Below are 24,256 nucleotides of genomic sequence, written 5' to 3'. Positions count from 1 at the left end.
TGGGTTATCGACCGAGTAAAACAAAGCTTTAGAAAAAAATACAATTTTTTTTCAAAGCGATGGTTATTCATTAATGACCAACTCCCGCAAGCGAGTCATTACCTTGAGAAGAGTTACCAAACCGTGATGCCCTAGTTCGGCCAGCTCGTACGCGGCCCGTTCCGACTATTTGACCGCTAACAATTTGCTTAGAGGATTGATTCTTTACCTGAATACGGTCTCCCATGCTGCCGGACTGCATGGCTATAGCCTCCGTCGCAACTGAAATACCGGATCCAGCCGCTTCGAGAATAATCAGATCTCCGCGTTTGATGGCTATTGGTTCCTCAATGTAACTGTATCGAATGGGTTTGCCCCGTTGGATATTGCGGCTGGCTTCTTTCCCGACGAGACTGTCACTATCGATTGCGAAGCCTGGTGTAAGGCGGCTTGTATCCACAGAGACTTTAGTTAAATGCCTAGGCTCGATAATCGTTCCGCGTACTAGGTTCTCGGCAGCCACCATAATGAACTCTTCAATAGCGACTGTTGCTTGCACATAGATAGTCCATGAAACGCTACCTTGGCAGCGAGCTTTGACCGATACCCGTCCTCCTCGTTGGCCCGAATCCCTTAACTCGAACGTCAACGGTCTGTCACATTGCAATAGTTTTAGGCGGTTATCCAAAGGTTTGACGTCAATATTGATCTCGCGACTACTCTGTTCTGGTTCATCTAGCGCAATACTATATTCGGCGTTCAAAAAGCTTAGCGCCTGGCTATTAATTCCCTCTAAGTTCTCGAAATTACCCCCGTTGGCACTCGCATGAGCTAACATCAAGGTTAATAGGTGATAAACATTTCGCAGTCTCATTTTCTAGCCTATGCTCAGTAATAGTGGCACCACAATCTTGTTAGAGTCGGGTCTGTAGTGTTGTTGCTAGCGTCAAAAATTCGTTGGAATTTGAAGCTACTTAGTACTATGACAGGGTTCTGCAAACACTGTGCCGAATAGCGTGGCCACCAAAGTCCGCTACAGTGCGTTTGAATTCAGGTTAATGTAAGGGGTTATCGATGGCAGGGGTTTTAGAGAGCGTTAATTCTCGTACCCAGCTGGTTGGTGAAAACCGGTTAGAGCTATTGTTGTTTCGGTTAGCAACAGACCAGATTTACGGCATCAACGTATTTAAGGTAAAAGAGGTACTGCAATGCCCCCACCTATACGAATTACCTAAACGTAATCCAGTGGTTCGTGGCGTCGCGCATATTCGGGGCGGCACGGTCTCTATTTTGGATATGAACCACGCGACTGGGCACGCGCCACTTGACGACATTGACAATAGCTTCGTCATCATTGCGGAATATAACCGCACCATTCAAGGCTTTTTAGTACGCTCGGTCGAACGTATCGTCAATCTCAATTGGGAAGATGTGCATCCACCACCCAAGGGTGCGGGTAATGCAAATTATCTGACCGCAGTTACGGAAGTAGAAGGTAAATTAGTTGAGATCATTGATGTAGAAAAAATTCTGGCTGAAATCTCTCCGTTGCCCGAAGACGTCAGCGAAGATTTCATGGTTGATGATGATCTTGCATCGCAATGTATGAATCGGCATATCTTGATTGTGGATGATTCAACCATTGCTCGGAAGCAAGTCCAACGGGTTGTCGAGTCTCTTGGTGTGACGACCACCACGTTAAAAGACGGCCGAGAAGCCTTCAATTACCTCAAGCAAATGATTGAGGATGGTAAAGACCCTAACAAGGAGTTAATACTCATCATTTCCGATATCGAAATGCCGGAGATGGATGGCTATACCTTTACGGCGGCTGTTCGGAATACCCCAGAACTGAAAGATTTGCATATTATCTTGCATACTTCACTCAGTGGCGTCTTTAACGAGGCTATGGTGTCGAAGGTCGGAGCGGATGATTTTATCGCTAAATTTTATCCTGATGACATTGCGTCTCGTGTCAACCAGCGAATTCAATATTTAGTCTCGCAGGGGCTTTTGGAAAGTGATGGTGAGTAATCTTTGCCTAATTGGGCAGAGTTTTTAGGACAGCTGCATGAGTGCTAATAGAAGCAGCGGCGCGGACTCAATCGCGCCCGAGGACTTTGAGACATTTGCTCATTACTTAGAAGAGGCTTGCGGGATAGCCTTGGCCCCTAACAAGCAGTACCTCGTCTCCACGCGGGTCCGTAAAATATTATCTGACCACCATATCGATTCCATAGGGGCTCTCGTTCGAAAGCTTACCGAAACTAGGCAATCTTCCCTGAAGCAAGATGTCATCGACGCGATGACAACAAACGAAACCTATTGGTTTAGAGATGCTTATCCTTTTGAATACCTAAAAGACTCCATCCTGCCAGAATTAATGTCGCAACCTGGCGGTGACATAAAGTTATGGAGTGCCGCCTGTTCATCTGGTCAGGAGCCGTACTCCCTGAGTATGGAGGTCGAAGAATTTAAACATCGAAACCCCGGGTTGGCTAAGCGGCAAGTCAGGATATTGGCAACGGATGTGTCTAGCGGCATGCTTAATTACGCACGTTCAGGGACTTACGATCGGTTATCAATGGCGCGAGGTATGACTAATGCGCGTACCGAGCGATTCTTCGAAGTGATGGATGAAAACAATTGGCGGCTTAAGGCGAATATCCGCTCAAGGGTTGAATTTAAGTCACTTAATTTACTCGAAAGCTATTCTTACCTGGGTAAGTTTGACGTTATATTCTGTCGCAATGTTCTGATTTACTTTACAAACGAATTAAAGCGCGAAATTATTACTAAAATGCACGGCGCTTTAAAGCCCAACGGCATATTGTGTCTAGGTTCCTCTGAAGGGCTTTCTGGAGTGGCAAACCTCTTCGAAATGATTCAGTGCAAACCAGGAATCATGTATCGCGCTAAATAGTGTCATTGCCTCCCTCGGCTAAACCGCACTATCTTTTGATTCTCCCGTCATTTTATCGACACGTGTCATCGGCTAATCAAAACAGCTGTTACCGCATGCGGCAAAGCTCAATACAGTAAGCGGCAAAGCCTTGCCACACTCTCATTCATTTCATCTGATAATGACCTGAATCGCGCTTGTTTTGGGGTTTTCCGGCCTTTGGCATAGCCATTGCTATAAAGATCATGATTATTTATTTCGAGTAGGTTTGGAAAGCATTATGGCTATCTCGTTCGAATCGGCCTTGGGTATTCACGAAAAAGCGTTTGGTGTTCGCGCTAAGCGAGCAGAGTTGATAGCTAGCAACTTGGCGAATAGTGATACGCCTAATTTTAAGGCACGCGATATTGATTTTCGCGCAGCACTACAAGATCAGGTAAATAATAGTGGTCAAGGGAATTTAAAGATGCGCAGTACGCGTGAGGGCCATATCACTGAGTCTTCCACTGAACACTTTGATCAACCACTCCTATACCGAGTGCCAATGCAGCCGTCGATTGATGGAAACACGGTAGATGAACATGTTGAGCACGCGCAATTTATGGAAAATGCGCTGGCTTATCAATCAACATTCACCTTTTTAAATAGTAAGTTTAAAGGCCTAACTAGCGCCATTCGAGGAGAATAACTATGTCGATTAGTGCAGTGTTTGATATCGCGGGGTCTGCGATGACAGCGCAAAGTCTACGACTCAATACCACCGCGAGTAACATGGCTAATGCGCAATCGGCAGCGAGTAGTGTTGATGAAGTCTATCGGGCTCGTCATCCTGTATTCGCTGCAGTACAACAGCAAGCGATGGAAAATGCATTAGGCAGCGAGACAAGTGAAAGTGCGGGGGTCAGTGTGTTAGGTATTGTTGAAAGTGACGCACCGCTGGAAAAACGATTTGAACCAGGCCATCCAATGGCCGATGACGAAGGCTATGTGCTCTATCCAAACGTGAATGTAGTAGAAGAAATGACAAACATGATTTCTGCCTCTCGCGGTTTTCAAATGAATGTAGAAGTTATGAACTCAGCAAAACAAATGTTGCAACGCGTGCTGACCCTTGGTCAGTAATATTCGACAAAGTATCAAAACTTACGAAAAAGTAGCAAACGACAGTAGGTACATCGTATGAGCAGTGTAGATGGCATTAGCGGTACTCTCGATCATTTAGGTATCTCCTCAAAAACCAAAGATGATCCAAAGAGTAATGAGCTTGGTCAAACAGCATTTCTAGAATTGATGATTACTCAATTGAATAATCAGGACCCACTCAATCCTCAAGAAAACAGCGAATTTATTGCACAGCTTGCGCAATTTAGTTCGGTCGAAGGTATCGAACGACTTAATTCAAACTTTGAAACTTTTGCAGGATCCTTCAGCTCGAATCGTGCTCTAGAGGCTTCGTCACTTGTGGGTCGGCAAGTGAGTGTACCTGGTAACGAAACTTATTTATTAGATGGACAGCTAGTTTCTGCAACGGCCACTATTCCGGCGACGACCACTGACCTCAATGTCAATATATACAGCGAATCCGGCGAATTAATACAGAGCTTCCCGTTGGGTGCTCAGGAGTCAGGTGACGTGGCTATACGCTGGGACGGACTGTATTTAGAGAAAAATGGCGAAATTGTAGATCATAACGGTGGTCGCAGTGAGCCAGTTGGCCCAGGTGTTTATCGTGTTGAGGTGCTTGCGTCGCAAGATGGCAAGATGGAAGAGATGGATACCGCAGTGAGTGCCAATGTAAACAGTGTGACAGTCGACCCGAGTGGTGCCATCACGCTAAACCTCGCTGGCATCGGTGCTGTTAGCTTAAGCGATGTTAGACAGTTTAATTAATGTATTGTGTAAAAACGAAATAGCCGTATAAGAGAAGTAGGAGAGGACTATGCCATTTAATACTGCACTCAGTGGCATTCGCGCAGCGAATAGTGATTTAAGGATTACAGGTAACAATATTGCTAACGCGAGCACAGTGGGGTTTAAGTCCTCTCGTGCTGAGTTTGGTGATGTATACGCAACAACCTTGCTTGGTGGTGGCGCAAATAGCATCGGTAGTGGTGTTCAGCTCCAGGCTGTCTCGCAACAATTTGGTCAGGGAAATTTAAACTTCACGGAAAATGAACTGGATTTATCTATTAGTGGTGGAGGATTTTTCATTGTTAGCCAAGCGGGCGACCGACTATTTACGCGAGCAGGAACACTAGGTTTGGACTCGCAAGGTTATATTGTCACCAATACTAGCGCGCGATTACAGGGTTTTGCAGCCGACTCCGCCGGTAATATTGGCGGTGTATTAGGGGACCTCCAGATCTTAGCGAATACCCAGCCACCCGCGCAAACAACGTTAGTAAATTCGCAAGTTAACTTAGATTCAAACGAAGCTGTTTTACAAAGTACCGGTTCAACATTTTCTACGGATGGGAGTGTGATCGGCGTTGCTCAGACCGGGCAAAGTTTTGCAACAACCACGACCCTGGATGTGGGTGCCGTTGCGACACCTATAGATTTTACGGCTAACCCCACAACCTTTGATTTGCAATTAACGGGGTCCACTCCCGCCACGGGTAATGGCACGGTTTCTCTCAACCTCAACGGAACAACCGCTAATAGCTTACAAGATATTGCCAACCTCATTAACAACGCTATTTTCAGTTCACCAAGTCCCATTAATGTTCAAGCCATTGCCAATGGCGGCAGTTTAGAACTACAAGATCTAAATTCCGGTGTGAGTTCTAATATTAACTTGAGCAATATTACTGGTGTAAACGCATTGACCACCGCCTTAGGCGCAGCGCCAGCTTCAACTGCGGGTGTAGCCGCAGCTGACAATGGGTACGGTATTCAAACCTTAGAAATCGTAAACCCAGACGGTCAAATCATTACCTATAACAGCAACGATGGTGTATCCGCGGCACAAACAGCCAGTGAGTTGAACGCACTCGCCGGTATTACGGCATCAGCTACAACCACGGGTACCATTGCTTCTGGGACGTTTGATAACTCTAACAGTAATTTAGTCTTGAATGGTGTTACGTTATTGAGCACCACACTGGCTGGGTTAGCGACTGAAATCAATAGCTTATCGAGCACAACGTTACCCGGTGTTTCAGCGTTGATTAATGGTTCTGGAGACTTAGAGCTCACATCATCAGTGGGTGATGATCTTATCTTCTCTTTTAGTGGTGCAGGGGTAGGTCAGGTCGATATTCTCGGGCGACCTGGTACTGGTACACAGACAGTTACTAACACGCCAACCAACCAATCAGGTGTGGTCGGCGGTAGCATTAATATTGTACTGCAAGAAAACTACACCATCGCCTCGAGTACACCAACGGTAGGAAATTTATTCGCACCGTTTAACTCAACAACTTTCCAGCCATTAACCATCAATGCCTTTAGCCCAACAGATCAAGCTACCTATAATCACGCAACGTCGGTAACGATCTACGATAGCTTGGGTAATCCTCATATCATGACGCAATACTTTGTTAAACAACCGTATGATGTGAATGATCCAACTACACAACCGAATCACTGGCGAATGCATATACAAATTGATGGGCAAGACGTTGGCGATCCTAATACCGCTTTGCCTCCACCTCAAAATACGGTCCCGACACCGGCTAGCTACGATTTATATTTTAATCCCGATGGCTCCTTGAATACGCTGCTGACACCACAGATGTTGGTATCAAACTGGACGCCACTTGATTCAGACGGCAACCCGAACGGAGCGCTGCAGCCGCTCAACGTATTACAGGGTGGCTCTATTCCTGTTCCCACGCCAGCGCTAAGTTCGAATTTTCAAATCGATATGCTCGGCACAACTCAATTTGGTAGTGTCTTCGCTGTGAACTCGGTGGAACAAACGGGTTACACCACGGGACGCTTGTCCGGCTTAGATGTTGATGAAACAGGTATTATCTTTGCTCGATTCACTAACGGTGAGGCGCAGGTGCTAGGACAAATTGCGCTAGCGGATTTCAACAATGTGCAAGGGCTCCAACCGACAGGAAACACTATGTGGGCTGAAACCTTTGAAACAGGTGCAGCGAATATTGGTACGCCAGGCTCGTCCTCTCTCGGTGGTATTACTTCGGGTGCTTTGGAAGAGTCAAACGTTGATCTATCTGCACAGTTAGTGAATCTCATTATTGCACAACGAAATTTCCAGGCTAGCGCCAAAACAATCGAAACCGCTAACCAAACAACGCAAACTATCATCAATATCTAATTAACTTTTTAAAATCCTACGAAATTGATACGGCGCTTTAAGCGCCGTTTTTTTTGGCACCAATTCTGCAACCATAATACAAATATTCGAAAAAGCGTCAGAAATATAGTCTCGCTGAAGGCTTGTCTGATACATCGATTGAAACATTTGACAAGATGAAATTTGGATTATGGATAGAGCACTTTATATCGGTATGACGGCCGCAAAGCACAATATGTTGGCACAAGATGTACATGCCAATAACCTGGCTAATGTAAATACACAAGGTTTTAAAGCTGACTTTGCTCAAGCACGATCAATGGGTGTTTATTACGGTGATGGGTTTCCTTCACGCGCTTTTGCTTTAACCGAAAGCCCAGCGATTGATTTTTCACAGGGCACAGCCATAAGTACCGAGCGCGACTTGGATATTTCTCTCGAAAATCGTGGCTTTATCGCTGTGCAGCAAGAAGATGGTAGCGAAGCGTATACGCGCAATGGCCGACTTTTTGTTGATACGGCAGGGATTGTGCGCACCGGCAGCGGCTTGCCGGTTTTAGGTGACGGTGGACCGATTACGTTGCCGGAGTTCGACCAAATAGAACTTGCTGTAGACGGCACGATTTCAGTCGTGATTCGCGGGGAGTCTCCCGATGCAATGGCTGCGGTAAATCGCATCAAACTGGTGGACCCAGACCCACAACAACTCGTCAAAAATGATATGGGTTTGCTAGAGCTCAAGGATGGCGGGGAGGTGGACGCAGATGTCGATGTTCGAATCCTGCGAGGTTTTCTCGAGTCGAGTAACGTTAATCCGGTTGGCGAGTTGACGGATATTCTTGCGCTGTCGAGACAATATGAAATGTCAATTAAGTTAATGCAAACCATCGACGAAAATTCACAAGCTTCGGCACGGCTATTGCAAATTACTTAGTGGCAATAATGTCAGTTAATAGGTGCGTTCCGAAGTTAGATTCTAAATAGTTTTAAAGCATGTTGTTTTTGGAGTATTTATGCACGCAGCACTTTATATCAGTAAAACAGGTTTGGCAGCACAAGACCGTCAACTATCGACCATCTCAAATAACCTCGCGAACGTATCGACTATCGGATTTAAGCGCGATCGCGCGACGTTTGAAGACTTGCTGTATCAGATTAAGCGCCAACCCGGTGCTCAATCTACAGCCGATACCCAGTTGCCTTCCGGCCTGCAAATTGGTTCCGGTGTGCGAGTCGTGAGTACGCAGAAAGAATTTGCAGAAGGCAACCTGCAAGTGACTGAACAAGAGTTGGATATAGCGATTATTGGTCGAGGATTTTTACAAGTCGAAATGCCTGATGGCACGATTTCATATACTCGCAATGGTCAGCTTCACTTGAATTCCGAAGGTACATTGGTTAACGCGAGTGGTTTAACAATTTCTCCGGCGATTAGCGTTCCTGATGGTGCCACAGGATTTTCGATCGGCCGTGATGGTACCGTATCCGTTCGTGTCGCAGGGACTGCCACTCCACAACAAATTGGTTCTCTAGAGCTTGTAGACTTCATTAATCCTGCAGGGCTCCAAGCGATTGGCGCAAACCAATTTCTTGAAACGGCCGCAAGCGGAAACCCTCAAGCGGGTACGCCAGGCCAAAATGGTCTCGGTGAGTTTATGCAAGGGGCGCTTGAAAACTCCAACGTTGATATTGTCGAAGAGATGGTCAATCTAATTACCACCCAGCGCGCCTACGAACTGAATTCGAAAGTAGTAACGAGTGCCGATCAAATGTTGCAGTTTGTAACACAGAATTTATAGCAGGTAGTGTCATGAGTATGTTGTGTAGGTCACTGAGTTTAATCGATTGGAAAAATACTTCGCGGTGGATAACTCGAGGCATGATATTGCTAGCAATGTCTGTATTACAAGCTTGTGTTATTGCACCGCCCCCTGAACCCGACGACCCATATTATGCGCCTGTCGTTCATGCCTCGGCGGGTATACCAAAGAGCAGTGAGGGTTCTCTATTCCAAGATGGTTTAGCGATCCAGCTATACAACGATCAAAAGGCACATCGAGTCGGCGATATCATTACGGTCATGTTAGATGAGCGTACCGTTTCCTCAAAATCATCAACAACATCGGTAACTAAAGATAACAGTGCTCAGTTCAACGAAGATGCAGATCAAGGCATATTGTTAGGCACTAACCCGACATTTAAAAACTTAAGCATGTTAACCAACATTGAGCAAAGCCGGGAATTTGAGGGTGAAGCTGAATCTGATCAAAGCAATCGCTTGATGGGAAATATCACTGTCACAGTGGCCGATATTTTACCCAATGGTAACTTGGTGGTACGTGGTGAAAAATGGATGACGCTTAACCAAGGCGAAGAATTTATACGCGTCAGCGGCATAATTCGTCCACAAGATGTGAGTGCCGCTAATACAGTACTTTCTACCAAGTTAGCAAATGCTCGAATCGCATACAGTGGTACGGGCACTTTGGCTAACTCTCAAACTATGGGTTGGCTTGGCAAAGTATTTAATAGCGTATTTTGGCCTTTTTAATGGATAAGAATATGGCTTTTTTGTCTTTTTCCAAATGGTTTAGCGTCTCTCGCTTGATGCTATGCGGTGTGACGATGATTGTATCGTCGTTCAGTTTTGCAGAGCGAATTAAAGATATTTCGTCGATTGCCGGTGTGCGTCCAAATCAGCTAATTGGTTATGGCCTGGTGGTGGGATTAGATGGTACTGGTGACCAAACTAACCAAACTCCGTTTACGACTCAATCGTTCATGAGCATGATGGAATCATTTGGCGTGACAGTTCCGTCTGGAATCAGAATGCAACTAAAAAATGTCGCGGCCGTGACAATACACGCTGAGCTACCAGCATTTTCTAAACAAGGGCAAACCATCGATGTCACCGTTTCATCTATAGGCAACGCGAAAAGTCTACGTGGTGGAACCTTATTGATGGCCCCTCTAAAAGGCATTGATGGCAATGTCTACGCTATTGCGCAGGGGAGTCTAGTTGTTGGCGGGTTAGGTGTAGAAGGGGCTGACGGCTCGAAAGTCACCATTAATGTACCGAGCGTAGGGCGAATTCCAAATGGTGCGATTGTTGAACGTGTTGTTGGTAATGCTTTTAACTCCGGAAAACCTGTGGTGTTCAATTTACATCGTCCTGATTTCACCACAGCCAAACGTGTAGCCGATAGTATTAACCGCACGCTTGGTCCGGATGTGGCTCGCTCTATTGACGCGGTATCGATAAAAGTCGATGCCCCGGTTAACCCTGATGAGCGAGTAGGTTTTTTGTCACTTCTGGAAAATATCGAAGTGACACCCGGCGAAGAAGCTGCTCGTGTTGTTATTAACTCACGAACAGGGACCATCGTGGTTGGGCAGCATGTTCGAGTGTCTCCAGTGGCCGTTACCCATGGCAATTTAACCGTGACTGTGTCAGAGGAATATGAGGTAAGCCAACCGGGTGGTGATTTCAACCGAGTAGGTGAGACGGTAACTGTCCCGCGTAGTGACATTACTGTAGATGGTGGTGCTAGTCCGATGTTTAAGCTCAATGGCGCAACAACCCTCGATGATATCGTCAAGGCGGTCAATACAGTCGGCGCAGCACCTGGTGACTTAATGGCAATTATCGAGGCGCTGAAGCAGTCAGGCGCGTTGCGCGCCGAGCTCGTGGTTCTATAGGGTAGAGGGACAAGGGTATGCTTGTAAATCCTGCGACAACCACCATGGAGATGACTAGCATTCAGCAGGATGCCTATACGGACCTGCACGCCTTAAACAAAATCAACCAGCTTGGACGCGATGATCAATCGGCTGCATTAAAAGCGTTGTCCGAACAATTTGAATCCATCTTCATGTCACTCATGTTGAAATCCATGAGGCAGGCGAGCGTACCCTTTGAAGAAGGTGGCTTATTTAATAGTGAAGATGTGAAATTTTATCGGGATATGTACGACCAACAACTGACATTGAATTTGTCTAATAGCGGTGGCATTGGCTTAGCTGAAGCATTTTATAATCAAATGCAAAATCAGTTTGCCGATACGCAGCCACAAAGGAGTCGACACCTAGATACTGTACTGTCTACGCCAGCGAAAGCAACATCAACACTAGGCGGAGATCAACTCTCATCAGCTAAGTCGCAACCGCTGGCTTCCGATATAACTAATGCTCCTTTACCGTCCGCTCGCTTTGAAAACTATTCCGGCCAACCTGAAGACTTCGTCACAAGTATCTATCCATTCATGCAGCAAGCAGCGAAGCAACTTGGTGTTGAGCCTGATGTTTTAGTTGCGCAGTCGGCGTTAGAAACTGGTTGGGGAAAGTATATCGCAACAGATGGCAACGGGTTTTCCAGTAATAACTTGTTTAACATCAAAGCTGATCAAAGGTGGAACGGGAATGTTGTTAACGTTTCAACCATCGAGTTTCGCCATGGTGTCGCCGAACGGGAGAGAGCGTCGTTCCGTCAATATGAATCAATCCAGGACAGTGTTCGAGATTATGTGGATTTTATCCGTAATAATCCGCGTTACGATTCGGCGCTAAAGGCAACCAATAGTGAAGAGTATATCCAATCGCTTCAAGAATCAGGGTATGCAACAGACCCAGAGTATGCAGACAAGATACTGAAGTTACTGAATAGCGACGTGTTTAATAACGCTACTTTATCCATTCGTCACGCGGCTTTTAGGGGTTAACGGCGATGAGTATTCTAGGAAATGCCATATCCGGGCTTCAAGCAAGTCAAACTGCATTGCGAACTGCAGGGCATAATATTTCCAATGCGAATACAGAAGGGTATAGCCGTCAGCGAGTCGATTATGTCGCGCGGACGCCTCAAAGTGCGGGCGTTGGATACTTAGGTAGTGGTGTTCTTGTAAGTTCGGTAGAACGGATTGTCAGCGAGTATTTAATCGGTCAGCTGCGAACAGATATCAATAATTTCGAAGAGCTCAATACGTTTAACGATCAGATTGGCAATATCGACAAATTGTTGGCGGATTCTGGTACCGGTTTGGCAGAAGGTTTACAGACGTTCTTTGCTTCGCTGCAATCAGGAGCAGATGACCCGTCTTCAACACCTGCGAGACAGCTCATCATCGCACAATCTGAAAGTTTAACCGCCCGTTTTAATTTGTTGTATGGCCGCATGGAGAGTATCAATAATGGTATTGCCTCAGAATCGCGCGTCATTATATCGGAAATCAATTCCTTAGCGAGATCAATTGGCGAGCTTAATTTAACGATTCAACAGCAGCTCGCGCTGGGCCAGGGGGCACAGCCAAATGATCTACTGGACCAAAGGGATGAAGCGTTAAAACGTCTCTCGGAATTGGTGACGATTCAAGTCATCGAGCAGGATGCTGGTGATGTCAACGTCATGATTGGCAGCGGTCAACCGTTAGTTGTTGGTCAAGCAGTGAGCCAATTTACGTTAACCAATGGCAATGAAATTGTCCTCAGTAACGCTATCGGTAGCGTAGATGTCACTGATGCTATTAGCGGTGGTCAGCTGGGCGGGTTAGTCCGTTTTCGAGAAGAGTTGTTAGATCCTGCGTTTAACGAGCTAGGCCGGGTTGCGTTAGTGATGTCGGAAGTATTCAACGATATTCAACAACAAGGTTTGGATCTCGATGGCGATTTCGGCACACCTTTTTTTACGGATATCAACGATGCTGTCGTCATGACCAGCCGCGTAACGGGGGCTGGTACGAATCAACCACCGAATGATCGAAGTATTTACGTAGAGATTGCAGATACAGGCAGTCTCACAATCGACGATTACACACTGCGCTTAATTCCTAACACTCAGAATTATATTGTTACCCGAAATGCTGATGGCAGTGAGGTTACTCAAGGAATATTATCGGGAGCTTATCCTGCTGAAATTGCATTCGAAGGGTTGGTGGTGCACTTAGAATCTGGGTCATTCCAGGGTGGCGACGAGTTTCTTATTCAGCCGACTCGGCGCGGAGCGGTCGACATAGAATCGCTAATTGAGCGACCGGAAGATATTGCTTTTGCACTACCGATTCGAACTCAGATAGGGGATGGCAATATCGGTGCTGGTAGAATTAGCGCAGGGGAAATTTTAAGTATTGTTGATCAACAAGGTAATGTCTTACCAGCGTTTTCTGCTCCTGGGCAATTGAGTCCTCCCGTCGTGGTTATATTTACCTCCCCAACAACCTATGACGTATTAGACAACTCAGATCCGGGCAAACCTGTGGACCTTGTTCCGCCTTTGAGAAACCAATCCTTCATCCCGAATCAAGATAATACTCTGTTTAGCACTGACCCGGGTGTGACGATTGTAACGGGTACAGGCTCCAGTATGGGGCTACCTCCTGGTCGCATTTCAAATCTACAAGCGGCGGGTGGTAGTGCGGTACCTAATGGCTATCCAGTTGAACAACTTACGTTCACAACGACCAATCCCACAACCGGTGCGACGACGACACAAAGTTTAACAACGACGTTTAATTCCAGTGCGGGAAACACAGCCTCGTTGTTATCGAATCTGGATGGCGTTAGCGCAAATGCGTTCACCGAAGCGGTTATCACTGATATCAATATCAACAATCTAACATCTCCTGTGCAAATTCGTTTGAGTGGCCAGGATCTAATTGGCTATTCAACCGGACAGGTTGCCAGCGATGTGCCTGACCCATCAGTTGATGAGGCTGCGTTTAATACCTACCTCGCGGAAAGAATTAATGAAAACCAAGTTCTACGTAGCCAGGGTATTTATGCGACCAGCACTAGCGATCCCATTACGGGTAACCCAGAGCTGCGTATTCTGGCTTCAACAGGCATTGACCTTGATATTCGCATCGAAGGTGTAGCGGGAGACAACATATCGGTTCACGATGGCGTTAATCCCAATGTGCGTTTGACCGCGGCAGGTGGTGGCCAGGAAGCGTTGGTCACGGTGGGCGGAAGAATTGATCTCACCTTAGCAGATAATGTGGTATTGACCACTGCACCGAGTGTTAGCCAATTTTTTGGGGATAGTTCAGCTGCCGACTTTGCTCAATCCGCATTCATGGGATATCAAGCCGTAGTGTCTGGTCAACCTAGCGTGGATGATCGATTTCATATTCAGTTTAACGATAACGCTAGTGTCGATAACCGTAATGCGTTGCGATTTGTAGACTTAGAAACGGAACAAGTTGTAGAACAGGGAACTTTAACGCTATCGGAAAGTTACGGCCAATTAGTTGAGCGAGTAGGCACTGAAAGTAATTTGTCGCAGATTAATACTGAGGCTGCTGAATTACTATTGCGTGAAACACAAGCGACAAGGGACGCTATATCCGCTGTTAATCTTGATGAGGAGGCTGCAAACCTTGTCCGTTTTGAACAGGTCTATAACGCAAATGCTCGTGTGATTGCGATTTCACGAGATACATTCGACACGCTGTTGAATTCGTTTTAGGTAAACTGAGATGCGTATATCAACAACACAAATATATGATATTGCTAATGTCGGCATGGCAGATGCTCAGCGGGCAATTGTTAAAACCGAGTCTCAAATCTCTTCCGGTAAGCGGGTGGTGAACCCCGCTGACGATCCGGTAGCTTCTACCGTGATTTTACAGGTTAAAGACTTCCTGGCCCGCGGTGAACAATATGTCAAAAATATTGATATCGCCGAGAACTTGCTGGAGTTAGAAGAAGTGGCTTTGAACGGAGTGGTTAGCTTAATGCAACGTATGCGAGAGCTTTCTGTTCAAGCGGGTAATACAGCTGTATTGACAAAAAGTGATTATTTGGCAATCGCTGCGGAAGTGGATTCTCGTTTAGAGGAGTTGCTGAATTTAGCGAATACGCGCAGTGCGGGTGGAGAATATATTTTTGCTGGTTACCAAGGTTCGGTTGAACCTTTCGTTGCTGACGGCGGTGGTGGCTATCGATATGTGGGTGATGAGGGTTCAATTTCTATCAAAGTATCGAATATCGCCAAGATTCAAGTCAGCGATTCGGGAAAGAATATATTCGAAAATATTCCTTCACCGGTTAATACCGTACGTACATCGGTCAATCCCGCCAATCAATCATCGCCACCTATATCGATATCCGTTGGCCAAGTCGTCGACCAGTTGGCGTTTGATGATTTTTATCCAGAAGATATGGTGATTACTTTCAATGCGCAAGGCACTGTTGTTCCACCAACGACCAATTACACCATTACAGAAAGATCCAGTGGTCGAGTCATCGTGCAAAATCAATTGTATCAACCGGGTGAAGATATCGAAGTCAATGGTGTGAGCTTTCGCATTGGCGGCGTGCCTTATCCAGGTACGCCGGCGACGCCAGGTACTGTGCAGTGGGGTAGTGATGCGGCGCAAAATTTTGCTACGGACGAAACGGGAGATAGTCTCACGTTACGTGTGGGAGGCATTACGGAAACCTTAACCATCGGTAGCAACGTAACGAACAATGCAGACCTGGTAACTGAACTAACAACCGGTTCAAACGCAGCTCTGTTAGCGAACCTTGGCATTGCTGTGGACAACTCCGTTGTTCCACCACAATTTTCGGTGGCAAGTGGGTTAAATATTGAAGTCGATCCTGTGGGTGGTAGTAGCCCTAATATATTGGCGGCGTTGGGTATTAACTCGGGAAGTGTCTCAACCAACGGCGTTCCTGGTACGCCGGGTGATACTGCGTTTATTGAATCGTCGAATACGCAAGGTTTGTTGACCACAATTGCTCGTTTCAGTGATGCATTAAAGCAAGTTAATGATGACGACAACGCAAGCAAAGACTTAGTGGCTGATGTCGTATCCGCAACCTTGGAAAGTCTCGACCTTTCAGAAATTAATATTAATTCTATTCAGAGTGAGATTGGTGCCCGCCTCAATACATTGGAGAGTACGAGAGATTTGCAGCTAGATTCTGAGCTTCTTAATCGTGAAGTGTTAGCAGACCTAGAAGACTTGGATTACGCCGAAGCGGCAACCAGGCTCTCACTGCAGTCATTCATTTTGCAGGCGACCCAACAAAGTTTTGTGAGGGTTAGTGGTTTGAGTTTATTTAGTATTTTATAGCGATAGGAAACACATTCGTTGAATGAATATACTTGATGATTTAATCAAGATGACGCTAGCTATTCGCGAGCATCTCGAGAAAGATGAGATTGATTTAGCCGCCCAGGCGGTTGCAAATCGCGATCATTTTGCGAAGCGTTACCTGGTGGATGAGTTTGTTGAGTCTATGTCGGCGTCAGATGTAGAAAAATACCAATATTTATTAGGGTTAGACACTGATAATTTGGAATTTTCTGTGTTAAAGAGAGATGAAAAAGAAAACAATTTGTCAAAATATAATAAAAATAAAAAGATGGAAAAAATTTACAAAAATATTTGAAAAAAGGTGAAATAAAATTAAAGGGAAACGATGTGTTGTCGATAAAAGAAACAGAAGTCCAGTTGGGTCGAACATAATGTTTGAAATGTATTCGGACGGAAAGACGTTCATCGAATTGAACAACGTTTATCAAGGAGAGTCTCATGGCTTTAGTAATTAACACCAACATCTCTGCGTTGAACTCGCAGCGTCAGTTGTTGAAATCGGGTAACGATCTTAATCAAGCGACTGAACGTTTAGCTTCCGGACGACGCATTAATTCAGCAAAAGATGACGCAGCAGGTTTGGCCATTTCAAACCGCCAGACGTCACAGATTCGCGGTCTAAATCAAGCGGTACGAAATGCTAACGATGGCATTTCGTTAATTCAAACGGCTGAGGGTGCATTGGAAGAAACAACAAATATTCTTCAGCGTATGCGCGAACTCGCCATTCAGTCAGCTAACGGAATTTATACTGATACTGATCGCGCGACCTTGGATGCGGAAGTTCAACAATTAGTTGATGAGCTAGATCGGATTGCGGTAACTACGACCTTTAACGGTCAAACATTGCTAGATGGCAGTTTGAACCGTGTGGATTTGCAAGTCGGCTCACAAGCGAATCAAACTATCACTCTATCTGTTCAAGCGATGGACACGAAGACACTTGGCATGGGATCAACCAGTGTTGATCTGTTAGGTGCTGAGGCTAACTTTCAAGCAACCGCATTCGCAGCGTCATTGGGAACTGATATTAAGGAAGGTGATGTCTTAATCAATGGACAGTCCATCGGTACATTTGATTCAGGCGCATCCGGTGATGCGAACACGGTAGGCGATTTAGTTGAATCCATTAATGAAAACGTAAATGGAGTAACCGCTTCAGCGATTACTGAACTCGAAGCATCGCAAGTCGGTAGCGGCGTTGTTGATAGCGACGCAGGCGAAGGGTTGAATATCACCGTATCGGAACTTAATGGAGCGACTCAAACTTATCAAGTCCGCCAAAATACCACGAGCCTCGATGAATTAGTGGACGCGGTGAACCAGGTGACTGGTGGAGAGGTTAGTGCAACGGTTACCGACGACGGTGAGTTAGTTCTGAGTAACAATAGTGGTGCAACCATTACCGTAGCGGCAGCTGGTGGTTTAGATTTACAGTCTAGTCTTGGTATGGCCGCGACAGTTGGCGATGGTTTGAGTCAGCGTGGTCAGATTGTTCTCAATTCTGACAATGGTGATCCCATCACCGTTGAGCGAGGTGCAACAGGTACGTTAAATGATCTAAACGATCTCGGCTTCCGAGAAAGCGCGGATCAGGGCGTAATTCAAGGTGCGGGTATTTCTACGGCCTTCGCTGATGTCGCATGGGGTGTCGGTGATGTTACCTTAAATGGTGTGCAAATCGACAACAAAAACACCGATAGTTTGGCTGGGAAAGTTGCTGCAATCAATGCCTCTACCAACGAGACCGGCGTTACAGCGAATGCGTTTTCTTCTGTGCGTATTGACCTCAGTGGTGTTTCCATCGCCACCTCATTTGCAGGAACGGCATCGTCCATCTTGGTAAATGGTGTCACCATCGACTTTGGAACCGCTACGACGATTCAAGATGTCGCCGATGTGTTTAATGGTGCTACCAATATCACCGGTGTTAGTGCGGGCGTGCTAGGGAATAGTGTTGTCCTAGAGTCAGATCAAGGCGCCATCGTCTTCGGTGATGCGACGGTTGATACAGCGATAACAACCGGTGCGGGTACTGAAGGGTTTGCCGGTGCGACATTTGTTGAGTTTATGGCCAGCGGATCTGAAGTCAGCACCGCTGGATCGTTAGCCACGATCAATATTGAAGCGGGTATTAAACTGACCAGTACTAATGGGGCACCCATTGGTGTAGGGCTTGGGCCTAACGCGACGGCTGATGAGATTGGGTTCTTGGAAGCGAATAACACCGCAAGCGGTTCATTTGGCTCTGCGATCACGAGTATCAGTGTTGATACTGCGCGCAATGCCCAGAAAGCGATTGGTGTCATTGATAATGCATTAGAGACGATCAACGCAACTCGCGCAGATCTTGGTGCGGTTAACAACCGGCTGGACTTTGCAATATCTAACCTTTCAAACGTGTCAGAGAAAACATCGGCTGCGAGATCACGGATTGTAGATGCTGACTTCGCGATGGAAACATCGCAGTTGAGTCGAGCGCAAGTATTGCAGCAAGCCTCAACGGCCATGCTGGCTCAATCGAATCAGCGACCACAAGAAGTATTACAGCTATTACAGTAATCGAAGTCGCGATTTATTAAGGCTCTCGCCCCTAAAACGTTAGTTAGGGGCGAGAATTAATTTTCATAAGAGACTTAATTTACAGATAACAATAGTATGGAGCAGATTGATTGATAGAGTTCAACGTTAGATTCTAAGTGATATTTATAACCAGACTATTGCTTTTAGACTAAAAATACTGCATTTCATTCTCTTAACAATAAAGAGTTATGAAACGCGGTTTATATGTTACTAAAGCATTCTCTTTTTACGTCGATAAACAATTTAGACGTCCAATGAGGCCTTAATGGCTGTAAAGGGACCGACAGACGTTCATCTAAATGAACCAGTTTATTTCGTAGGAGAGTCCTCATGGCTTTAGTTATTAATACCAACGTATCATCCTTGAATTCACAACGTCAGTTGTTGAAATCAGGTAATGATCTCAACCAGGCCACCGAGCGCTTAGCATCGGGTCGTCGAATCAACTCGGCGAAAGACGATGCGGCAGGTTTGGCTATTTCTAACCGACAAACTTCGCAAATTCGCGGCTTGGATCAAGCTGTACGGAATGCGAACGACGGTATTTCATTAATTCAAACGGCTGAAGGTGCGTTAGAAGAAACCACTAACATCTTACAGCGTATGCGTGAGCTAGCAATTCAGTCTTCGAACGGTATCTACACCGATACTGACCGCGCGACTCTAGATGCTGAGGTTCAACAGCTGGTAGAAGAGCTTGACCGTATTGCTGAACAAACCACCTTTAACGGACAAAACCTACTCGATGGTTCACTCAATAACATCGACCTACAAGTAGGCTCGCAAGCGAATCAAACCATTTCTCTTTCTGTTCAAGCGATGGATGCTAAGACCCTGGGTATGGGTTCCACTAGCGTTGACTTGCTGGGTGCAGAAGCAAATTTCCAAGCATCAGCATTTGCCGCTTCACTGGACGCTGATATTCGCGATGGTGATGTGCTAATCAACGGTCAATCTATTGGTACTTTTGATTCAGGCGCCTCTGGTGACGCCAATACTATCAACGACCTCGTTACTTCAATTAACGAAAACGTTAATGGCGTTACTGCATCGGCAATTACTGAGCTTGAGGCTTCTCAAGTTGGTAGCGGTGTGATCGACAATGATGCGGGTGAAGGACTCAACGTTACCGTCTCTGGCATGAACGGCGCGACGCAAACTTATCAAATTCGTGAGAACACCACGAGCATCGAAGAGCTAGCCGACGCCATTAATGCGACAACTGGCGGCGAAGTCAATGCATCGGTTGGTGATGATGGCGCTTTGGTATTGAGCAACAACAACGGGTCGACAATTACTGTTGCAGCCAGTGGTGGTTTAGATCTACAAGCTAGCCTTGGTATGGCGGCAACTGTAGGCGATGGCTTAAGCCAGCGTGGTCAGATTGTACTTAACTCTGATAACGGCGACCCCATCACGATCGAGCGTGGCGCGACCGGTACTCTAAACGATTTGAACAACTTAGGTTTCCGCGAAAGTGGTGCTCAAGGTGTTATTGAAGGTGCTGGTATTTCAACAGCGAATGCCGACGCATCCTGGGGTGTTGGTGACGTCACCATCAACGGTGTACAAATCGACAACCAAGATACCGATAGCTTAACGGGTAAAATCGACGCGATTAACGCATCGACTTCTGAGTCTGGTGTTACCGCCAATGCGTTCTCATCAGTTCGTGTAGACCTAAGCGGCATTTCTGTAGCGACTGCGTTTGCAGGCACTGCGAGTGAAGTGAAAGTCAACGGTACTGATATCGATTTCGCCACAGCGACCACCATCCAAGACGTTGCGGATATCTTCAACAGCAACACGAACACTACCGGTGTTAAAGCGAGCGTACTCGGTAACAACGTTGTACTTGAGTCTGATCAAGGTGCCATCGTCTTCGGCGATACCACAGGCGATACCGCAATCACCACAGGTGATGGTGCAGAAGGCTTTGCGGGTGCTTCATTTGTTGAGTTCATGGCCAGCGGTGCGGAAGTGAGCACAGCGGGTTCCTTGGCAACCATCAATGTTGAAGCTGGTATCAAGCTAACTAGCGCTAACGGTAATCCAATCAGTGTTGAGCTGGGCGTAAATGCGACAGCAGCCGAAGTGGGCTTACTTGAAGCCAATAATACGGCTAGCGGTTCCTTCGGTGCGGCGATTACCAGTGTGAGTGTTGACACTGCAGCGAACGCTCAGAAAGCCATTGGCGTCATCGATAACGCGCTTGAAACCATCAACTCCACCCGTGCAGATTTGGGTGCGGTGAACAACCGGTTGGACTTCGCAATTTCGAACTTGTCTAACGTGTCTGAGAAGACATCGGCAGCACGTTCGCGAATTGTCGACGCCGACTTCGCGATGGAAACGTCACAGTTGAGTCGAGCTCAAGTATTGCAACAAGCATCTACCGCGATGTTGGCGCAGTCTAACTCTCGACCACAACAGGTCCTCTCCTTACTCCAGTAAGGGGCTAGACCTTAGCCAAGCGAGTCGGGTATCACCCGACTCGTGAGGTAACGGGAAGAGGTAAGGATATGAACGAAGTTACTAATCAAAGTCTGCAATCGGTGTCGGTGCGGACTTCTTCTGTTTCTTCCAAGCCGAAAGCGGATAGTGTGTCTGAAAGTGGCAAGAAATTGCCACCGGATGAGCAAAAAATCTCCGCAACCCAAGTAAAAACAACGGACGTTAACGTTGACGAACAAGCTTTACCTCATCAACAAGTTCATGAGGATATGAAGGAAGTGGTTGCTCAAATGAATGAGTACACGCAGTCAATGCAGCGTAACATTCAGTTTGATGTGGATGATGCGTCTGGGCGAACGGTCGTCACTGTGAAAGATCGGACTACCCAAGAAGTGATTCGTCAGATACCGGATGAAACCTTTCTGAAAATGGCACAAAGTTTGAAAGAAAGTGTAGAAGCAGGTACTGAAGAGCCACTCCATCTCATTACCGCCAAAGCTTAATGTGGATAAACTTTATCGCGCTAAGTCTCGATAGTGTGTGATAGAAGGAAACCTACAAAGGGGTGCTTTAAGCACCCCTTTTTGTTATTACATATTTTCTCGACTAAAGGCTATAGTTTCTAGCACGACAGCCGATGAAATGAGTAAGCCAGGGAATGCTGTAAGGATAGGATCTAAGGGAAAGGGAATGGACCTGGGTGTTTTATGGATGAACCCCACCGAAGGATCGGGGCATAGCATCTGAAGCTGTCACTTTAGGTGTTGCCTATAGATGCCAGGAGTGTGAGTGTTATGTATTGTTGTCGCCACAAGGATGTGGCAGATGACACTTCGTCTATTGAGAAAAATTTAAGAGCAGTCCAACTGTTGGAGCGTAAGTATGATTCAAAATATCGTCAACACCCTAGGTGGCGGTTCTGGAGTCGACACGTTCGAACTAGTTGATCAGCTCGTTGAGATTCAATCGGCGCCGCAAACCGAGCGGCTCGATACAAAAGAAGAGCTGTTAAATACACAGCTCTCTGACTACGGAATTTTGCGAAGTGCTTTGGGTGAATTAGAGACCTCGCTTATCAAACTATCAAGCACTGATTCCTTCAATGCAAAAGCCGTTGATTTCCCTGATACTAATTTGCTGATACCTACCAAAATTGAATCGGATGCTGTTGCTGGTAATTATCAGATCTCTGTGGGTAACCTAGCCAAATCCCAATCGTTGAGCTCTGGTGTCTTTACAGAAACATCGGATGCCGTGGGTACCGGTACCCTAACGTTTCGCTTTGGCAACTGGAGTGATGGTTTAGGTGATGAGTCAGCCACTTCGGTGTTTGATGTTAATGCAGATAAGACTGGCGGTACCATCACCATTGATGAAACCAATAACTCGTTAAGTGGTTTACGCGATGCCATCAATAACGCGGATATTGGTGTACAAGCATCGATCATTAATGACGGTACAGGTTACCGCCTCTTAATTACCGGGCCTGAAGGTGCAAACAACGAACTCGAAATAGTCGTCGAAGAGGATGGGGCGGCGACAAACAATGATGCGAGTGATCTCTCGCGGTTTGCTTTTAATACAGGTGGTTCGCAGCTTAGTCAGGAGCAGGGCGGTGAAAATGCTGAGCTAACCATCAACGGCTTGGCGGTAACACGTGAGTCTAATGTCATTGACGACGTGATCGAAGGGCTAGATTTTACCATACAAAATGAGTCTGCCACTGAAGTCGTTAGTATGACTATCACGGAAGATAAGGCGCTCGCTAAGCAAACCGTGACTGAATTTGTCGAAGCTTACAATTCATTTTTGGATACGGTTGGCAAGTTGACAGGCTACGATGATGAAATTGAGGACTACGGCAGTTTGCGCACGGATCCGCTGGCGAAAAACCTAATTTCGCGTCTACGCGGATTAATTGGTTCCGGCATTCCAGGCGTAGAAGATGGATTTACGGCTTTAACCAATGTAGGTATCCGGACTAATCGTGACGGAACGATTGAACTGAATACGCAAGATTTCAATAAAGCCTTCGACGAAAACTTTGATTTAGTAAAAACGTTATTTACGCCTCGGTACACCTCAGACTCGGCGCTTATCCAAGCGGTCAACTACAACAAGAACTCAACGCCGGGATCTTACGATGTTGTTATCACTGCCGACGCGGGCAAAGGCTATTTGACCGGCAGCGCTCTCGCTGGTCCACCCGCATCATTTGATTCCACCGGGAAAGATTATTCGTTTGAAATATCAGTGGATGGCACGGCCTCGGGCACTATAACGTTGACTGCCGATACCGTGTTTACACCGGAAGAAATGGCCGCTGAATTACAGTCACAGATAAACAATGATAGTGCGCTGATTGCCGCTGACGAAACAGTATCGGTGGAGTGGGATACCGATCACTTTGTTATGACATCGGATAGCTTTGGTGATAGTTCTACCGTATCGATTAATGTTGAAGGCGCTGATCTGGCTGAGTTGGGTATTGGTACCGCATCGACTACAACCACTGGTAATAATGTGGCTGGGACCATCGATGGAGTTCAAGGTTTTGGTAGTGGCAATGTGTTGCTGCCGGATCTGGACTCAGATGCCACTGGCCTCAGCATGATTGTGGCGGCTGGCGCCACTACCGGTACGCTCTCTTTCTCGCGCGGTTTTGGCGACGAAATGAATCGAGTGATTGATGATTTTCTCAAGGGCAGTGGCTTGATTCGGCAGCGCGAAACGTCGATACGAGAACGCATTAGTGAGGTGGAAGATGATCGCGACATACTTGAGTTGCGCACAGAAGCCTATCGCGCGCGCTTGCAGTCTCAATTCATCGCTATGGATCAGATTGTTCAGAGCCTTCAAAATACCGGGTCATTTTTAGATGGTATCAATGATCGCCTTCCGTTTACGGCTAAAAAATAGCTAATGTTTGATTAATCGCTGGCTCACTAACGCCTATCACGAGTCATTGTAGAT

General features: G+C 46.4%; 19 protein-coding genes. 18 read left to right on the top strand and 1 reads right to left on the bottom strand.

All coding sequences use genetic code 11. The annotated features are described in order from the left end of the window. Positions 1–70: 70 nt before the first annotated feature. Positions 71–853 carry a flagellar basal body P-ring formation chaperone FlgA gene (gene flgA, locus ACZ5NB_RS11495; RefSeq protein WP_460233758.1) on the bottom strand — a complete coding sequence of 261 codons (783 nt, stop codon included), beginning with the start codon at positions 851–853 and terminating at the stop codon, positions 71–73. A 200-nt stretch (positions 854–1,053) separates the two neighbouring features. Between flgA and ACZ5NB_RS11490 the strand changes: the two genes are divergently transcribed. The 18 genes from ACZ5NB_RS11490 to fliD all read left to right on the top strand — a co-directional run bounded on the left by ACZ5NB_RS11490 (position 1,054) and on the right by fliD (position 24,202). Beyond that, positions 1,054–2,013: a chemotaxis protein CheV gene (locus ACZ5NB_RS11490; protein ID WP_460233757.1), complete on the top strand. Its 960-nt coding sequence runs from the start codon at positions 1,054–1,056 to the stop codon at positions 2,011–2,013. 37 nt (positions 2,014–2,050) lie between these two features. After that, positions 2,051–2,902, top strand: coding sequence for a CheR family methyltransferase (locus tag ACZ5NB_RS11485; RefSeq protein ID WP_460233756.1), 852 nt, complete (start codon positions 2,051–2,053; stop codon positions 2,900–2,902). 259 nt (positions 2,903–3,161) lie between these two features. Continuing rightward, the gene (flgB, locus tag ACZ5NB_RS11480; RefSeq protein ID WP_460233755.1) at positions 3,162–3,569 is read left to right on the top strand and encodes a flagellar basal body rod protein FlgB; all 408 of its coding nucleotides are present in this window, start codon (positions 3,162–3,164) and stop codon (positions 3,567–3,569) included. 2 nt (positions 3,570–3,571) lie between these two features. Then, a complete protein-coding gene (gene flgC, locus ACZ5NB_RS11475) occupies positions 3,572–4,003 on the top strand; it encodes a flagellar basal body rod protein FlgC (RefSeq protein ID WP_460233754.1) in 432 nt (143 codons plus the stop codon). A 57-nt stretch (positions 4,004–4,060) separates the two neighbouring features. Beyond that, positions 4,061–4,771, top strand: a complete 711-nt coding sequence (locus ACZ5NB_RS11470; RefSeq protein ID WP_460233753.1) for a flagellar hook assembly protein FlgD — start codon at positions 4,061–4,063, stop codon at positions 4,769–4,771. Positions 4,772–4,820: 49 nt separating this feature from the next. Further along, positions 4,821–7,169 (top strand): flagellar hook-basal body complex protein, encoded by a 2,349-nt coding sequence (locus tag ACZ5NB_RS11465; protein WP_464107545.1) that lies wholly within the window; start codon positions 4,821–4,823, stop codon positions 7,167–7,169. A 169-nt stretch (positions 7,170–7,338) separates the two neighbouring features. After that, entirely contained in the window at positions 7,339–8,082 is a 744-nt protein-coding gene (locus ACZ5NB_RS11460; RefSeq protein WP_460233751.1) for a flagellar basal body rod protein FlgF, read from the top strand. Between the two features lie 79 nt (positions 8,083–8,161). Beyond that, entirely contained in the window at positions 8,162–8,947 is a 786-nt protein-coding gene (gene flgG / locus ACZ5NB_RS11455; RefSeq protein ID WP_460233750.1) for a flagellar basal-body rod protein FlgG, read from the top strand. 80 nt (positions 8,948–9,027) lie between these two features. Then, positions 9,028–9,699 carry a flagellar basal body L-ring protein FlgH gene (gene flgH / locus ACZ5NB_RS11450; protein WP_460233749.1) on the top strand — a complete coding sequence of 224 codons (672 nt, stop codon included), beginning with the start codon at positions 9,028–9,030 and terminating at the stop codon, positions 9,697–9,699. 11 nt (positions 9,700–9,710) lie between these two features. Next, entirely contained in the window at positions 9,711–10,847 is a 1,137-nt protein-coding gene (locus ACZ5NB_RS11445; protein WP_460233748.1) for a flagellar basal body P-ring protein FlgI, read from the top strand. Between the two features lie 17 nt (positions 10,848–10,864). Beyond that, a complete protein-coding gene (gene flgJ, locus ACZ5NB_RS11440; RefSeq protein WP_460233747.1) occupies positions 10,865–11,866 on the top strand; it encodes a flagellar assembly peptidoglycan hydrolase FlgJ in 1,002 nt (333 codons plus the stop codon). Positions 11,867–11,871: 5 nt separating this feature from the next. Continuing rightward, positions 11,872–14,607 carry a flagellar hook-associated protein FlgK gene (flgK, locus tag ACZ5NB_RS11435; protein WP_464107544.1) on the top strand — a complete coding sequence of 912 codons (2,736 nt, stop codon included), beginning with the start codon at positions 11,872–11,874 and terminating at the stop codon, positions 14,605–14,607. A 10-nt stretch (positions 14,608–14,617) separates the two neighbouring features. Then, positions 14,618–16,222, top strand: a complete 1,605-nt coding sequence (flgL, locus tag ACZ5NB_RS11430) for a flagellar hook-associated protein FlgL (RefSeq protein WP_460233745.1) — start codon at positions 14,618–14,620, stop codon at positions 16,220–16,222. A gap of 22 nt (positions 16,223–16,244) precedes the next feature. Next, positions 16,245–16,541, top strand: coding sequence for a hypothetical protein (locus tag ACZ5NB_RS11425; RefSeq protein WP_460233744.1), 297 nt, complete (start codon positions 16,245–16,247; stop codon positions 16,539–16,541). Between the two features lie 143 nt (positions 16,542–16,684). Then, positions 16,685–18,808, top strand: coding sequence for a flagellin N-terminal helical domain-containing protein (locus ACZ5NB_RS11420; RefSeq protein ID WP_460233743.1), 2,124 nt, complete (start codon positions 16,685–16,687; stop codon positions 18,806–18,808). Positions 18,809–19,159: 351 nt separating this feature from the next. After that, positions 19,160–21,283: a flagellin N-terminal helical domain-containing protein gene (locus ACZ5NB_RS11415; protein ID WP_460233742.1), complete on the top strand. Its 2,124-nt coding sequence runs from the start codon at positions 19,160–19,162 to the stop codon at positions 21,281–21,283. 68 nt (positions 21,284–21,351) lie between these two features. Beyond that, the gene (locus tag ACZ5NB_RS11410; RefSeq protein ID WP_460233741.1) at positions 21,352–21,786 is read left to right on the top strand and encodes a flagellar protein FlaG; all 435 of its coding nucleotides are present in this window, start codon (positions 21,352–21,354) and stop codon (positions 21,784–21,786) included. A gap of 379 nt (positions 21,787–22,165) precedes the next feature. Next, complete coding sequence (fliD, locus tag ACZ5NB_RS11405; protein WP_460233740.1) at positions 22,166–24,202, top strand: flagellar filament capping protein FliD; 2,037 nt, start codon at positions 22,166–22,168, stop codon at positions 24,200–24,202. The last annotated feature ends 54 nt before the right edge of the window (positions 24,203–24,256 follow it).

This window comes from Aurantivibrio plasticivorans (assembly GCF_055392955.1).
This window is presented reverse-complemented; position numbering and strand designations above follow the sequence as displayed.